Here is a 13,650-nt window from a genome sequence, read left to right as displayed (position 1 = left end):
CGACGGATGCCGATGGACCATGCCATAGCGGACAGTCACGCCCCAGTGACGATCAGTCACAGGGGCGATCAGGAGTCGTCAGACCCCCCATAGGGTGCAATGTCGAGCATTCTGCCCTTACTTGGACAGAAGGAGCCCTCTCCGGACTCCTTGTCCTATTTTGGCATGAGGGGTAGGGATAGGCGCAAGGGCCCCGTTAGTGCTGTCCATCACGCTTGAGGCAAAGGCCCGGTTCAGGACGTAGGTCCTGGGCCCAGCGGAGTACGCTTCCGCCCCACACATCACACGCGCCACACAGGACGCAGGTTCACGGCCCGTCAACTCTTCGCCGGGCCCCACTTCGTCGCCCTCCGTCGAGGCGACCCGGCCCGCTCCTCCTTCCGTACGCTCCGGCCTCGCGGCCTGCCTGTCGGCCCCTCGGTCGTCCTGGATGAAGGATGCCCCGGTTCCATCACCTTGATGCCCCTGTGGGCCTTTTCACGTCAATTGATGAACTGGAGGTCCCGGACCGCCCGCCAGCGCTCCGCGAGCCGCGCGTACGCCTCCCCCGCGCCCTCGCCGTCGCCGTCCCGCAGCGCGGCGAGCCCCTCCGCCACATCCGCCGCCGACCGGTCCTCGGCGAGCCGCTCCGCCGACAGCGCGTGCACCAGGCCCCCGTAGTCCAGCTCGACGAGCGAACGCGGGTGGAACTCCTCCAGCCAGCGCCCCACATCCACCAGGCCCTCGGTCAGCGGGCCCTCGGGGACGTGTCCGCGCAGCGTCCGCAGCGCCCGCGCCAGCCGGCGCCGGGCCTCGACCATCGGGGTGCGGTAGCGCAGCAAAGGGCCCGCCCCCTCGGCGTCCGCCGCCACGTACTCCCGCTCCTCGTCGAGGAAGAGGACGAACCAGCGCACCGGGACCTGCCACACCGTCGTGCGGATCCAGGGCCTCGCGTCCGGGTGGAGCCGCTGCCAGCGCTCGTGATCCGCCGCCGCCTGACCGCGCACCACCGCGGGCAGCACGACGTCGAGCACGTTGGCCGGAAACATGCCCCCCAGTTCCTCCAGGGCCAGCCAGCCCCGCAACCGGGTCCGCCACGGGCAGACGCACACCACCCCGTCCAGCTCCGCCACGAACGCGTCGCCGCTCTCGCGCACCGGCACCCCGACCGGCGGCGTCGATGCCAAGTCGGCCAGCGAGCGACGCAGTTCGTCCTGGGCCGTGGGAAGGTCCTCCCGCCGCGCGTAGCGCGCCCAGTGGCTCCGCTCGGGCTCGGAGAACGCGGCGAGCGGCTCGTAGATCCGGAGGTAGGACGTGTAAGGGACGAGCACCGAAGACACCACCGACATGCAGCGCATCGTGTCACGGCGGTACACCCCCAGGGGGTGATCCTCCGCACGGGGGCGGATCCGCGCCGCCGGAGGACTTACGCTCTTGCCCATCGGACCGGCCGTGCCGGTCGGTCCGGGGCCCTCCCCACCCCCAGGAGGGTCTCCGCCGCTTCGTACTTGGGAGTCACCACAGTGACCGATGTGACCGACGGCGTCCTGCACACCCTGTTCCACTCGGATCAGGGAGGTCATGAGCAAGTCGTGATCTGCCAGGACCGTGCCACCGGCCTCAAGGCCGTCATCGCCCTCCACTCCACCGCCCTGGGCCCGGCCCTCGGCGGCACCCGCTTCTACCCGTACGCCACCGAGGCGGACGCCGTCGCCGACGCGCTGAACCTGTCGCGCGGGATGTCGTACAAGAACGCCCTGGCCGGTCTCGACCACGGTGGCGGCAAGGCCGTCATCATCGGCGACCCGGAGAAGATCAAGAGCGAGGAACTCCTCCTCGCCTACGGCCGGTTCGTCGCCTCGCTCGGCGGCCGCTACGTGACCGCCTGCGACGTCGGCACCTACGTCGCCGACATGGACGTCGTCGCCCGGGAGTGCCGCTGGACCACCGGCCGCTCCCCCGAGAACGGCGGCGCGGGCGACTCCTCGGTGCTCACCGCGTTCGGCGTCTTCCAGGGCATGCGGGCCTCGGCCCAGCACCTGTGGGGCGACCCGACGCTGCGCGGCCGCAAGGTCGGCGTGGCCGGGGTCGGCAAGGTGGGCCACCACCTCGTCGAGCACCTGCTCTCCGACGGGGCCGAGGTCGTGATCACCGACGTCCGCGAGGAGTCGCTGCGCCGGATCACCGATCTGCACCCCGAGGTGACCGTGGCGGCGGACACCGACGCGCTGATCCGCACCGAGGGCCTGGACGTCTACGCACCGTGCGCGCTCGGCGGCGCGCTGAACGACGACACCGTCCCCGCGCTCACCGCGAAGGTGGTGTGCGGCGCGGCCAACAACCAGCTGGCGCACCCGGGCGTCGAGAAGGACCTGGCCGACCGGTCGGTTCTCTACGCGCCCGACTACGTGGTCAACGCCGGTGGAGTGATCCAGGTGGCCGACGAGCTGCACGGGTTCGACTTCGACCGGTGCAAGGCGAAGGCGACGAAGATCTTCGACACCACGCTGGAAATATTCGCACGTGCGAAGGCGGATGGGATTCCGCCGGCCGCGGCGGCCGACCGGCTCGCCGAACAGCGGATGGCGGAGGCGCGCACCCGCTGACCGGACCGCCCTCGGCCGCCCCCACGGCCCGCCCGGCCGGCGAGACAAGACTCACGCCGGTCGGCGGGTCGTACCTCCACAAGAGGTTAAAATCGCAGTTGACCAGGGAGGACGGAGCTTCTCACTGGCCCTGTGTCGGGACCGGAATGCGGGCGGCGTACCGTATGGCCACGGAAGCAGGTACCGTTAAAGCTCTACGGGCGCGGTCTCTCTGTCGAGAGTCCGTCCCGAAACATGAACGCGTGTCAAGACTCTGGGGCCGTCGAGCCCCGTCACCGAGGGGGTCGAGCCATGGGGCGCGGCCGGGCAAAGGCCAAGCAGACCAAGGTCGCCCGCCAGCTGAAGTACAGCAGCGGCGGGACTGACCTGTCACGTCTGGCCAATGAGCTGGGCGCATCGCCTTCGAGTCAGCCACCGAACGCAGAGCCGTTCGAGGACGACGACGAGGAGGATGACCCGTACGCACAGTACGCGGATCGCTACAACCAGGACGATGACGAGGATCAGGACGATCAGTCCGGTCCGTCGTCACAGCGCCGCGGCGCTTGACCTCGCGCTGACACATCAACCCGGTCCGGGCCTGCCCCGGGCCGGGTTCTGTGTGTCCCGATCCGGCTTTCCCCCGGTGCCGTGCCGCCCGGCGCGCCGGGCGGGGATGCCGCCCGGCGCACCACGGCGTGACGGTGTCTAGCGGGCGTAGTCGCCGGTCAGCTCGGCGCCCGAGGTGTGCTCCCCGCGGTCGGTGATCTCGCCGGCGACCCAGGAGTCGACCCCGCGGTCGGCCAGCGTCGTCAGCGCGGCGTCCACCGAGTCGGCCGGGACGATCGCGATCATGCCGACGCCCATGTTGAGGGTCTTCTCCAGCTCCAGCCGCTCGACCTGACCGGCCTTGCCGACCAGGTCGAAGACCGCGCCGGGCGTCCACGTGGAGCGGTCCACGGTGGCGTGCAGGCCGTCCGGGATCACCCGGGCCAGGTTGTTCGCCAGGCCGCCGCCGGTGACGTGGCTGAAGCCGTGCACCTCGGTCGTCCGGGTGAGGGCCAGGCAGTCCAGGGAGTAGATCCGGGTGGGCTCCAGGAGCTCCTCGCCGAGCGTGCGGCCGAACTCCTCGACCTCGCGGTCCAGGGACCAGCCGGCCCGGTCGAAGACCACGTGGCGGACGAGCGAGTACCCGTTCGAGTGAAGACCGGAGGACGCCATGGCGATGACCGCGTCACCCTCGCGGATACGGTCCGGGCCGAGCAGGCGGTCGGCCTCGACCACGCCCGTACCGGCTCCGGCGACGTCGAAGTCGTCCGGGCCGAGGAGGCCCGGGTGCTCGGCCGTCTCGCCGCCGACCAGGGAGCAGCCCGCCAGGACACACCCTTCGGCGATGCCCTTCACGATGGCCGCGACACGCTCGGGATGCACCTTGCCGACGCAGATGTAGTCGGTCATGAACAGCGGCTCGGCGCCGCAGACGACGAGGTCGTCCACGACCATGCCGACGAGGTCGTGGCCGATGGTGTCGTACACGCCCATCTTCCGCGCCAGGTCCACCTTGGTGCCGACGCCGTCCGTGGCGGAGGCCAGGAGCGGACGCTCGTAACGCTTCAGCGCCGAGGCGTCGAAGAGGCCGGCGAAGCCGCCGAGGCCGCCGAGGCCCGCGACCTCGGGGCGCTGCGTCTTCTTCACCCACTCCTTCATCAGCTCGACGGCACGGTCTCCGGCTTCGATGTCGACGCCGGCCGCCGCGTAGGAAGCACCTGTTGTCTCAGACATGGCCTGGGATCTTTCGTGTGGAGATACGGGGCTGGTGGGGGATGCGGCGGCGCGTCCGGGTCACGGACGGCGCAGCGCGTCGGCCGCGGCGGTCGCCGCCGGGCCCGCCGCCAGCTCGGTCTCCAGCAGCTGCTTGCCGAGCAGCTCCGGGTCCGGGAGCTCCATCGGGTATTCGCCGTCGAAGCAGGCGCGGCAGAGGTTCTGCTTGGGAATCGTCGTCGCCTCGATCATCGCGTCGATCGAGATGTACGAGAGGGAGTCGGCGCCCATGGAGGTGCGGATCTCGTCGACGGTCATGCCGTTGGCGATCAGTTCGGCGCGGGTCGCGAAGTCGATCCCGAAGAAGCAGGGCCACTTCACCGGGGGCGAGGAGATCCGGATGTGGATCTCGGCGGCCCCCGCCTCGCGGAGCATCCGGACCAGGGCGCGCTGGGTGTTGCCGCGGACGATCGAGTCGTCGACGACCACCAGGCGCTTGCCCTTGATGACTTCCTTGAGCGGGTTGAGCTTGAGCCGGATGCCCAGCTGCCGGATGGTCTGGGACGGCTGGATGAAGGTCCGGCCGACATAGGCGTTCTTGACCAGTCCGACGCCGAACGGGATTCCGCTGGCTTCGGCGTAACCGACGGCCGCGGGAGTGCCGGATTCCGGGGTCGCTATGACGAGATCCGCCTCGACGGGGGCCTCGGCGGCCAGTCGGCGGCCCATCTCCACCCGGGAGAGGTAGACGTTGCGTCCGGCGATGTCGGTGTCGGGGCGGGCCAGGTAGACGTACTCGAAGACACAGCCCTTGGGCTTCGCTTCTGCGAAGCGCGAGGTGCGCAGGCCGTTCTCGTCGATCGCGACGAGCTCGCCCGGCTCGATCTCGCGTACGTAGCTGGCACCGCAGATGTCGAGCGCGGCGGACTCGGAGGCGACGACCCAGCCGCGCTCGAGACGGCCGAGCACCAGCGGGCGGATGCCCTGCGGGTCGCGGGCGGCGTAGAGCGTGTGCTCGTCCATGAAGACCAGGGAGAACGCGCCCTTGACCTCGGGGAGCACCTTGGCGGCGGCTTCCTCGATGGTGAGCGGCTTGTCGTTCTCGTCGCGCTGCCCGGCGAGCAGCGCGGTCACCAGGTCGGTGTCGTTGGTCGCGGCGACCTGGGTGGCGCGGCCGTCCTTGCGCGGGAGGTCGGCGACCATCTCCGCGAGCTGGGCGGTGTTGACCAGGTTCCCGTTGTGACCGAGGGCGATCGAGCCGTGCGCGGTGGCACGGAACGTCGGCTGCGCGTTCTCCCACACCGAGGCGCCGGTGGTGGAGTAGCGGGCATGACCGACCGCGATATGGCCCTGGAGAGAACCCAGAGACGTTTCGTCGAAGACCTGCGAGACCAGTCCCATGTCCTTGAAGACCAGGATCTGGGACCCGTTGCTCACTGCGATGCCCGCGGATTCCTGTCCGCGGTGCTGCAGGGCATACAGTCCGAAATAGGTGAGCTTGGCGACCTCTTCACCCGGAGCCCAGACACCGAAGACGCCACAAGCGTCCTGGGGGCCTTTCTCTCCGGGGAGCAGGTCGTGGTTGAGTCGTCCATCACCACGGGGCACGGCACCGAGTGTAGGCGAGATCGACCACTGGTCCGAATTGGGGACCGGCGGGCAAACCGACGGCGGTCCCTGGGCGACGGGCCCGCCCGCCACCCGGGGCGGGCGATTCGCGGGACTTCGATCGGTGACACTGTGTGACCATCGCGCGGGCGTGGCGGGCCCCGTGAGTCGAGTGCGGGGCTCACTTCCGGGCCGGGGGGCCAGTTACCGACAGGTAGGGGCCGACAGGTGCGGACGGGCGGGCGTAGCGCTCGGTGAGCCTGCCCGAGCGCCGCCCCGACCGCTGGCCGAACGCTCGTTTCGTGGTGAGCCTCACACCGGGGAGCCGGATTCAGCCGTGCTGGGAGCTGTTCTCGGCCCCGGCGGGTGCGGCCGTGGCGCCGATGCCCGTGCCGTCGGCGGCGGTGAGCGTGAGGGCCTTGCCCTTGATCGTGTACGTGACCTTGCCGTCCAGGACGGCGAGGACGGCGCGCTCCGTCTCCATCTCGGCCTCCGGGCACATCTTGCGGGTGCCGGCCATCGGTCCGAACGTGATCGTGGAGCCCTTGACCGTCGCCCGGCCGCGGAAGGAGTTGCAGCCGGAGTCGCCCTGCACGGTGCCGTTTTCGGAGAGGGTCAGACGGGGTGCCTTCTCCTCGGGCAGGTCCGCCGGTACGGTCGTGGCGGTCTCGCCGCTGAGCAGCGTGGTCACGGCCCACCCGGTGCCGACCAGATCGGCGGGCTTCTCCTCGCTGAGCGCCATCGAGTCGCCGCTTTCGGCGGTGAGGGTCAGCCGGTCGCCGGAGAGCTTCGCGGTGTGCTCGCCGCCCATCGCGTCGATGGCCGCCTTCTCGAACTTCTCGATGCTCTCCTCGCACGCCATCTGGGTGGTCACGGGCTTGCCCAGGGTGATCCGGTCGCCCTTCACCCGGGCGTCCACGCTGATGTGGTTGCAGCCGAAATCGGCCGTGGCCCGGCCCTTCGGGTCGATCTCCAGCCGGGCCCCCTCCGGGGCCTCGGTCTTCTTCCCGCCGACGGTCACGGAGTCGACGCGCCACGCGACCCCGGTGACGGGGACGTCGCTCCGCACGCTGTCGCCGCCCTCGCCGGATCCCTTGCCGGAGCCGGAGCCCGACTCCGTACCGCAGGCAGCGAGGGTGAGGAGGGCCAGGACACTGACGCTGAGGGTCATCCGTTGTGTGCGCATGGCGATGTGACGGAACGGGAGGCCGATCCGGTTCCGCCCACTCCGCATCCCCGGTGGCCGCCTCAGCCCATCAGCGGCAGCAGCGCGGCCAGGTCGGCGCGCTCTCCACTGGCGCTGACCTCGGCGTTCTCCAGGGCCCGCGCCCACTCCGTACGCCCGGTGGCGAGACGGATCCAGGTCAGCGGGCCGGTCTCCACGACATGGGGCGGGGTGCCCCGGGTGTGCTTGGGCCCGCCGATGCACTGGACCACCGCGAACGGCGGGACCCGCACCTCCACCGAGCCGCCCGGCGCCCGGTCCGCGAGGGTGTCGGCCAGCAGCCGGGTGCAGGCGGCCAGGGCCTGGCGGTCGTAGGGGATCTCCGAGCCGAGCGCCTCGTTCAGGTCGTCCGTGTGGACGATCAGCTCGACGGCCCGGGAGACCAGGTAGTCGGTCAGCCGCATGGAGCCGACCCGGACGGACAGCAGCCGCTCCCCCGTGCCGGTGGCCGGGACGGCGCCGGTGAACCCCGCTTCCGCCTCCTCGAACAGCGCGGCGAGGTCGGGGCCGGTGGCCACCAGGTCCTCGACGCCCTCGGCGATGCCGGCGGCGTGCGCGGCGGTGGCCGACGGCCACTCCAGCAGGGCGAGCTGGGGCTTGGGCTCGGGGGGCTCCGGCAGGGCCAGGGCCCGGGCGACGCTGCTCAGCCCGATCGCGACGTGCACGGCGAGCTCGCGCACCGTCCACGCGCCGAGCCGGGTCGGCCGGGCGAGCTGGTCGGGCGTCAACGCGGCGACAGCGTCGCGGACATGGGCGAACTGGGCGAGGACCGCCGTCCGGGTCCTGAGGTGGTCGTAGACGCGCGGGCGCTTCTTGGCCGGGGGCATGGGGCCGAGATTAGCGGGCCCCACCGACATCGCCCGGTCGGGCCGGTGCGGTCCGCTCCTTGACCTGCTCCGCGGCCTGCTCGTCAGCCTGTTCGACCGCGAACGCCTCGCCGTTGGCGGGGACTCCCACACCCCGCCAGGTGAACGGGATGCCCCGGGTGTTGTCCAGGTCCGGGCCGTCCATCAGCTGGAAGTGAAGGTGCGGTTCGGTGGTGTTCCCGGAGTTGCCGCACCGCGCGATCCGCTGCCCGGCGCGGACCGTGTCCCCGGCCTTCACCTGGAGCGAGCCGCGCTGGACGTGGGCGTAGGCCGCGTACGTACCGTCCCCGAGGTCGAGGATCACGTGGTTTCCGATGATCCGGTGCACGCCGCGAATCGACCGGACGGTGCCCTCGATGACCATCAGATAGGCGAGAGCGGGCAGCGAGTTGCGGCTCAGGTGGTCGCGCTGGCCGTCGCTCGCCCGGACGACCGTGGCGTCGGCCACCGCGAGCAGCGGAGCGCCGAAGGCCGGGAAGGCGCGGTTGCGGCGGAAGACCGGCCAGAGCCGACGGAACGCCGGCCGGGCCGGGGGCTTGCCCTCCCCCGTCCGGGGGTCGGCCACGATGTCGATCGCGTACGTCTGCCCGTACCCGTGCGTCCCATGGCTCGGCACCTTGTCCGCCGGGCTGTTCAGGGCCGTCCAGCGTCCGGTGACCGGCGGGTCGACCTCCACCGGAGGCCTCGGCTCGCCCCGCGGTGCCGCGGCACGGGCCTGCAGGACCGTCGTCGCCACCATGAGGGCGACGACGACCGTCGCGGGCACGAAGGTCGTCGCCCAACCCGGTCCGGGCAGATCCGTGACGAACTCGCCGATCACCAGCGCGAACAGGACCAGCCAGGACAGCCGCATGGCGATCGGGACAGCGGTGCGGACGGACATGTTTCCCCCATGGCTTCGTGTCTTCTCGTCGGTCAGGGCCGCGCCGCCGTCAGCACCACCAGCAGCGGTACGACCCGGGTGGGCGGCACCTCGTACCTGCCTCGCCCGGCCGCGTGCAGCCAGCCCGCGCCGGTCAGCTGGCGCAGGTGGTGGTAGATCTGGCCGGTGGTGCCCAGCTCGTCGAGCGCGGCCAGTTCGGCGGTCGTCCTCAGGCCGCCGAGGATCTCGCGGAGCAGCCGCAGCCGGACCGGGTGACCCAGCGCGGCGAACGAATCGGCGGCGTCCGCCCAGTCCCCGCCGAACAGGGCCTCGGTGAGGGCGCCGTACTGCCACTCGTAACTCTCGCCGGTGGGCAGCCGGATCGCGCCCGTGTAGAGCACTCCCCCGTCGGCCGCGGCCTCTCCGACCTCGGTGAGCTGCTGTTTCAGCCCGTCCAGCGCCCAGAAGTCGCCGTCACCCAGGCGGGGGGACTCGGAGTCCCGCCGCTCCAGTGCCGTGAGCCGCCGTTCCAGCTCGGCGACCCGCTGCTCCAGCTCCATGACACCAACCTTACGTAATTACGTAATTACTATCAAGAGATAGGGGGGAAGGCCGAAGCCCCCGCCCGGAGGACCCGGGCGGGGGCTTCAGCGGTGCCGGTCGGCGCGCGGCTCAGGCGAGCAGCGCGGGGATCGTCGCCTCGTGCGCCGTACGGAGCTCGCTCAGCGGGATGCTGAACTCGCCCTGGATCTCGATCTCCTCGCCGTCCACGACCCCGATGCGGGTGACGGGCAGACCGCGCGCGCCGCACATGTCGTTGAAGCGGAGCTCCTCGCTGCGCGGGATCGCGACGACCGCGCGTCCCGCCGACTCGGAGAACAGGAACGTGAACGCGTCCAGGCCGTCCGGCACGACCAGCCGGGCGCCCTTCCCGCCGCGCAGGCAGGACTCGGTGACGGCCTGGATCAGGCCGCCGTCGCTCAGGTCGTGCGCGGCGTCGATCATGCCGTCGCGGGAGGCCGAGATGAGGATCTCGGCGAGCAGCTTCTCGCGCCCGAGGTCCACCTTGGGCGGCAGGCCGCCCAGATGCTGGTGGACGACCTCGGACCAGGCCGAGCCGCCGAACTCCTCGGTGGTGTCGCCCAGCAGGTAGAGGAGTTGGCCCTCTTCCGCGAAGGCGACCGGCGTACGCCGGTTGACGTCGTCGATCACGCCGAGCACGGCCACGACCGGCGTCGGGTGGATCGCCGTCTCACCGGTCTGGTTGTACAGCGAGACGTTGCCGCCGGTGACCGGGGTGCCCAGCTCCAGGCAGCCGTCCGCGAGACCGCGGGTGGCCTCGGCGAACTGCCACATGACGTCCGGGTCCTCGGGCGAACCGAAGTTCAGGCAGTCCGAGATGGCCAGCGGCTTGGCCCCGGAGGCGGCGACGTTGCGGTACGACTCCGCCAGCGCGAGCTGCGCGCCGGTGTACGGGTCGAGCTTGGCGTACCGGCCGTTGCCGTCGGTCGCCATGGCCACGCCCAGGTTCGACTCGGCGTCGATGCGGACCATGCCCGCGTCCTCCGGCATCGCCAGCACGGTGTTGCCCTGCACGAAGCGGTCGTACTGGTCGGTGATCCACGCCTTGGAGGCCTGGTTCGGGGAGGCGACCAGCTTGAGGACCTGCTCGCGCAGCTCGGCCGCGTTCGCCGGGCGGGCGAGCTTGCCCGCGTCGTCCGCCTGGAGCGCGTCCTGCCACGACGGGCGGGCGAACGGGCGGTGGTAGACCGGGCCGTCGTGGGCGACCGAGCGCGGCGGCACGTCCACGATCTGCTCGCCGTGCCAGAAGATCTCCAGCTGGGAGCCCTCGGTCACCTCACCGATGACGGTGGCGATGACGTCCCACTTCTCGCAGATCTCCAGGAAGCGGTCCACGTGCTGCGGCTCGACGATCGCGCACATGCGCTCCTGCGACTCGCTCATGAGGATCTCCTCGGGCGAGAGGGAGGAGTCGCGCAGCGGGACGGTGTCCAGCTCGACGCGCATGCCGCCGGAACCGGCGGAGGCCAGCTCGCTGGTGGCGCAGGAGAGCCCGGCGCCGCCGAGGTCCTGGATGCCCGCGACGAGCCTCTCCTTGAAGATCTCCAGGGTGCACTCGATGAGGAGCTTCTCCTGGAACGGGTCGCCGACCTGGACGGCGGGGCGCTTGGCGGGCCCGGTGGACTCGAAGGTCTCCGAGGCCAGCACGGAGACGCCGCCGATGCCGTCGCCGCCGGTGCGGGCGCCGTACAGGATGACCTTGTTGCCGGGGCCCGACGCCTGCGCGAGGTGGATGTCCTCGTGCTTCATCACGCCGATGCAGCCGGCGTTGACCAGCGGGTTGCCCTGGTAGCAGGCGTCGAAGACGACCTCGCCGCCGATGTTGGGCAGACCCAGGCAGTTGCCGTAGCCGCCGATGCCCGCGACGACGCCCGGCAGGACGCGCTTGGTGTCGGGGTGGTCGGCCGCGCCGAAGCGCAGCGGGTCCACGACCGCGATCGGGCGGGCGCCCATCGCGAGGATGTCGCGGACGATGCCGCCGATGCCGGTGGCCGCGCCCTGGTAGGGCTCGATGTACGAGGGGTGGTTGTGCGACTCGACCTTGAAGGTGACCGCGTACCCCTGGCCGACGTCGACGACGCCGGCGTTCTCGCCGATGCCGACGAGCATGGCGTCGTTGGCGGGGACCTTCTCGCCGAACTGCTTGAGGTGGACCTTGCTGCTCTTGTACGAGCAGTGCTCCGACCACATCACCGAGTACATGGCGAGCTCGGCGCCGGTGGGACGGCGGCCCAGGATCTCGCGGATCCGGGCGTACTCGTCCTCCTTGAGGCCGAGCTCCTTCCAGGGCTGCTCGGTGTCCGGGGTCTCGGCCGCGTGCTTGACCGTATCCAGGCTCATGCGTTGACCAGCTTCTTGATGATCGAGGTGAAGAAACCGAGGCCGTCGGTGCGGCCGGTGCCGATGAGCGGCTCCACGGCGTGCTCCGGGTGGGGCATCAGGCCGACGATGTTGCCCGCGGCGTTGGTGATGCCCGCGATGTCGCGGAGCGAGCCGTTGGGGTTGCCGTCCAGGTAGCGGAAGGCGACGCGGCCCTCGGCCTCCAGCTCGTCGAGCGTGTGCTCGTCGGCGGTGTACCGGCCGTCCATGTTCTTGAGCGGGACCCTGATCTCCTGGCCGGCGGTGTAGTCCGAGGTCCAGGCGGTCTCCGCGTTCTCCACCCGCAGCTTCTGGTCACGGCAGATGAAGTGGAGGTGGTTGTTGCGCAGCATCGCGCCGGGCAGCAGGTGCGCCTCGGTCAGGATCTGGAAGCCGTTGCAGATGCCGAGGACCGGCATGCCGGCCTTCGCCTGCTCGATGAGGGTTTCCATGACCGGCGAGAAGCGGGAGATCGCACCGGCGCGGAGGTAGTCCCCGTAGGAGAAACCGCCCGCCAGGACGACCGCGTCGACCTGGTGCAGGTCCTTGTCGCGGTGCCACAGGGACACGGGCTCGGCACCCGCGATCCGGACGGCGCGCAGGGCGTCCTGATCGTCGAGGGTGCCGGGAAAAGTGACGACGCCGATACGGGTGGTCACTTCTCCTCCACCTTCACGATGAAGTCCTCGATGACGGTGTTGGCGAGGAACGTCTCGGCCAGCTCGTTAATACGGGCGAGGGCGGCGTCGTCGACCGGTCCCTCGACCTCCAGCTCGAAACGCTTTCCCTGACGAACGTCCGCGATTCCCTCGAAGCCGAGACGGGGCAGTGCGCGCTGCACCGCCTGTCCCTGCGGGTCGAGGATCTCGGGCTTGAGCATGACGTCGACTACGACGCGTGCCACTGGCACTCCCGGTGTGGTGGTGTGGTGCGGCTGTCTCTCCGGGGGGTTCCCCAGACCCCCGCGGGTCCACTCAGCGTACCTGGCCAAAATTTCTACGCGGGTAGATATCGGGCGGGACGGACACCGCGGGGCCCTGTGCGGATCACGCCGAGATATCAGGCGCGACACCGCACGGGAAAAGGTCTGGAAAAATCACGTCCGGATTGCACACGGATTGCACACGGACACGCGGATGCAATTGACTGGGCTTCACAATGCGGCACCCACCGCTGTACAAATGATTACCGGGGAAAGCAACATTGCCCCCGGGACAACGGAACAGTCGACATCTCGTCGATCCACATCCGCCCGCCTGGCAGCCGGAAGGCAGGCGCCCGCGCACGATGGACGCGCGGGCGCCGTAGGAAAGGACCGATATCCGTGGCTCAGCGCGTAGTGGTGACGCTCTCCGACGACATCGACGGGGGAGCAGCGGCGGAAACGGTGACCTTCGCCCTGGACGGGAAGACGTACGAGATCGATCTCAATCCCGCCAATGCGAAGAAACTGCGGAAGACCCTGGCTCCTTACGTGGCCGCCGGCCGAAAGCAGACATATGCCAGCAAGCACGGCAGGACACCCACGGCCTACCACCACACCTCCCTCGCGCCGGACCCGGCGGCCGTCCGCGCCTGGGCCCGCTCGCACCGGATGGAGGTGCCGGCCCGGGGCCGCATCCCGAAGAAGGTCTACGAGGCGTTCGACGCGGCGAGTTGAGCCGCCGCGGTGGTTCCGGCCGGACCGCGGCCGCGCCGGGCGGACGAGCCGCGGTGGTTCCGCGCCGGGCGGACGAGCCGCGGTGGTTCCGCGCCGGGCGGACGAGCCGCGGTGGTTCCGCGCCGGGAGCCCCGTCGGGCACGGTGGGTCCGGAGGCCGGACGC

13 protein-coding genes are annotated in these 13,650 nt (G+C 70.7%); 3 read left to right on the top strand and 10 right to left on the bottom strand.

All coding sequences use genetic code 11. The features are described from left to right. Window positions 1–482: 482 nt before the first annotated feature. Window positions 483–1,328: a hypothetical protein gene (locus tag ACH4RG_RS35625; RefSeq protein ID WP_397929641.1), complete on the bottom strand. Its 846-nt coding sequence runs from the start codon at window positions 1,326–1,328 to the stop codon at window positions 483–485. Between the two features lie 174 nt (window positions 1,329–1,502). On the opposite strand from ACH4RG_RS35625, the gene ACH4RG_RS35620 reads away from it, so the two are divergent. Then, on the top strand, window positions 1,503–2,585 hold the full coding sequence (locus tag ACH4RG_RS35620) for a Leu/Phe/Val dehydrogenase (RefSeq protein ID WP_397919165.1): 1,083 nt from the start codon (window positions 1,503–1,505) through the stop codon (window positions 2,583–2,585). Window positions 2,586–2,876: 291 nt separating this feature from the next. After that, on the top strand, window positions 2,877–3,134 hold the full coding sequence (locus tag ACH4RG_RS35615) for a DUF3073 domain-containing protein (protein ID WP_007447468.1): 258 nt from the start codon (window positions 2,877–2,879) through the stop codon (window positions 3,132–3,134). 138 nt (window positions 3,135–3,272) lie between these two features. On the opposite strand, the gene purM is transcribed toward ACH4RG_RS35615, so the two are convergent. The 9 genes from purM to purS form a co-directional block, all read right to left on the bottom strand. Next, complete coding sequence (gene purM / locus ACH4RG_RS35610; protein WP_397919163.1) at window positions 3,273–4,346, bottom strand: phosphoribosylformylglycinamidine cyclo-ligase; 1,074 nt, start codon at window positions 4,344–4,346, stop codon at window positions 3,273–3,275. A gap of 60 nt (window positions 4,347–4,406) precedes the next feature. Next, window positions 4,407–5,933 (bottom strand): amidophosphoribosyltransferase, encoded by a 1,527-nt coding sequence (gene purF, locus ACH4RG_RS35605; RefSeq protein ID WP_397929640.1) that lies wholly within the window; start codon window positions 5,931–5,933, stop codon window positions 4,407–4,409. Window positions 5,934–6,264: 331 nt separating this feature from the next. After that, window positions 6,265–7,119, bottom strand: a complete 855-nt coding sequence (locus ACH4RG_RS35600) for an META domain-containing protein (RefSeq protein WP_398540881.1) — start codon at window positions 7,117–7,119, stop codon at window positions 6,265–6,267. A gap of 62 nt (window positions 7,120–7,181) precedes the next feature. After that, window positions 7,182–7,985 carry a sterol carrier family protein gene (locus ACH4RG_RS35595; protein WP_397919158.1) on the bottom strand — a complete coding sequence of 268 codons (804 nt, stop codon included), beginning with the start codon at window positions 7,983–7,985 and terminating at the stop codon, window positions 7,182–7,184. Window positions 7,986–7,995: 10 nt separating this feature from the next. Continuing rightward, on the bottom strand, window positions 7,996–8,907 hold the full coding sequence (locus ACH4RG_RS35590) for a M23 family metallopeptidase (RefSeq protein WP_397919156.1): 912 nt from the start codon (window positions 8,905–8,907) through the stop codon (window positions 7,996–7,998). A gap of 32 nt (window positions 8,908–8,939) precedes the next feature. Beyond that, window positions 8,940–9,446, bottom strand: coding sequence for an ArsR/SmtB family transcription factor (locus tag ACH4RG_RS35585; protein ID WP_397919154.1), 507 nt, complete (start codon window positions 9,444–9,446; stop codon window positions 8,940–8,942). A 112-nt stretch (window positions 9,447–9,558) separates the two neighbouring features. Next, window positions 9,559–11,808, bottom strand: a complete 2,250-nt coding sequence (gene purL / locus ACH4RG_RS35580; protein ID WP_398540880.1) for a phosphoribosylformylglycinamidine synthase subunit PurL — start codon at window positions 11,806–11,808, stop codon at window positions 9,559–9,561. After that, window positions 11,805–12,485 (bottom strand): phosphoribosylformylglycinamidine synthase subunit PurQ, encoded by a 681-nt coding sequence (gene purQ / locus ACH4RG_RS35575; protein WP_397919150.1) that lies wholly within the window; start codon window positions 12,483–12,485, stop codon window positions 11,805–11,807. The genes purL and purQ overlap by 4 nt, the downstream gene beginning before the upstream one ends. Continuing rightward, window positions 12,482–12,730, bottom strand: a complete 249-nt coding sequence (gene purS, locus ACH4RG_RS35570; RefSeq protein ID WP_397919148.1) for a phosphoribosylformylglycinamidine synthase subunit PurS — start codon at window positions 12,728–12,730, stop codon at window positions 12,482–12,484. The genes purQ and purS overlap by 4 nt, the downstream gene beginning before the upstream one ends. A 420-nt stretch (window positions 12,731–13,150) precedes the next feature. On the opposite strand from purS, the gene ACH4RG_RS35565 reads away from it, so the two are divergent. Next, window positions 13,151–13,486: an Lsr2 family protein gene (locus tag ACH4RG_RS35565; RefSeq protein WP_397919146.1), complete on the top strand. Its 336-nt coding sequence runs from the start codon at window positions 13,151–13,153 to the stop codon at window positions 13,484–13,486. Window positions 13,487–13,650 lie beyond the last annotated feature (164 nt).

The organism is Streptomyces sp. NPDC021019, from assembly GCF_044333295.1.
Lineage (GTDB): Bacteria > Actinomycetota > Actinomycetes > Streptomycetales > Streptomycetaceae > Streptomyces.
Note: the sequence above shows the minus strand (reverse complement) of the source record. Positions and strands in the feature narration are given on the sequence as shown.

Coding starts and splice junctions, on each gene's coding strand:
- ACH4RG_RS35625 (WP_397929641.1), bottom strand. CDS start 1,328: ATGTCGGTGGTGTCTTCGGTGCTCGTCCCTTACACGTCCTACCTCCGG.
- ACH4RG_RS35615 (WP_007447468.1), top strand. CDS start 2,877: ATGGGGCGCGGCCGGGCAAAGGCCAAGCAGACCAAGGTCGCCCGCCAG.
- purM (WP_397919163.1), bottom strand. CDS start 4,346: ATGTCTGAGACAACAGGTGCTTCCTACGCGGCGGCCGGCGTCGACATC.
- ACH4RG_RS35600 (WP_398540881.1), bottom strand. CDS start 7,119: ATGCGCACACAACGGATGACCCTCAGCGTCAGTGTCCTGGCCCTCCTC.
- ACH4RG_RS35595 (WP_397919158.1), bottom strand. CDS start 7,985: ATGCCCCCGGCCAAGAAGCGCCCGCGCGTCTACGACCACCTCAGGACC.
- ACH4RG_RS35590 (WP_397919156.1), bottom strand. CDS start 8,907: ATGTCCGTCCGCACCGCTGTCCCGATCGCCATGCGGCTGTCCTGGCTG.
- ACH4RG_RS35585 (WP_397919154.1), bottom strand. CDS start 9,446: ATGGAGCTGGAGCAGCGGGTCGCCGAGCTGGAACGGCGGCTCACGGCA.
- purL (WP_398540880.1), bottom strand. CDS start 11,808: ATGAGCCTGGATACGGTCAAGCACGCGGCCGAGACCCCGGACACCGAG.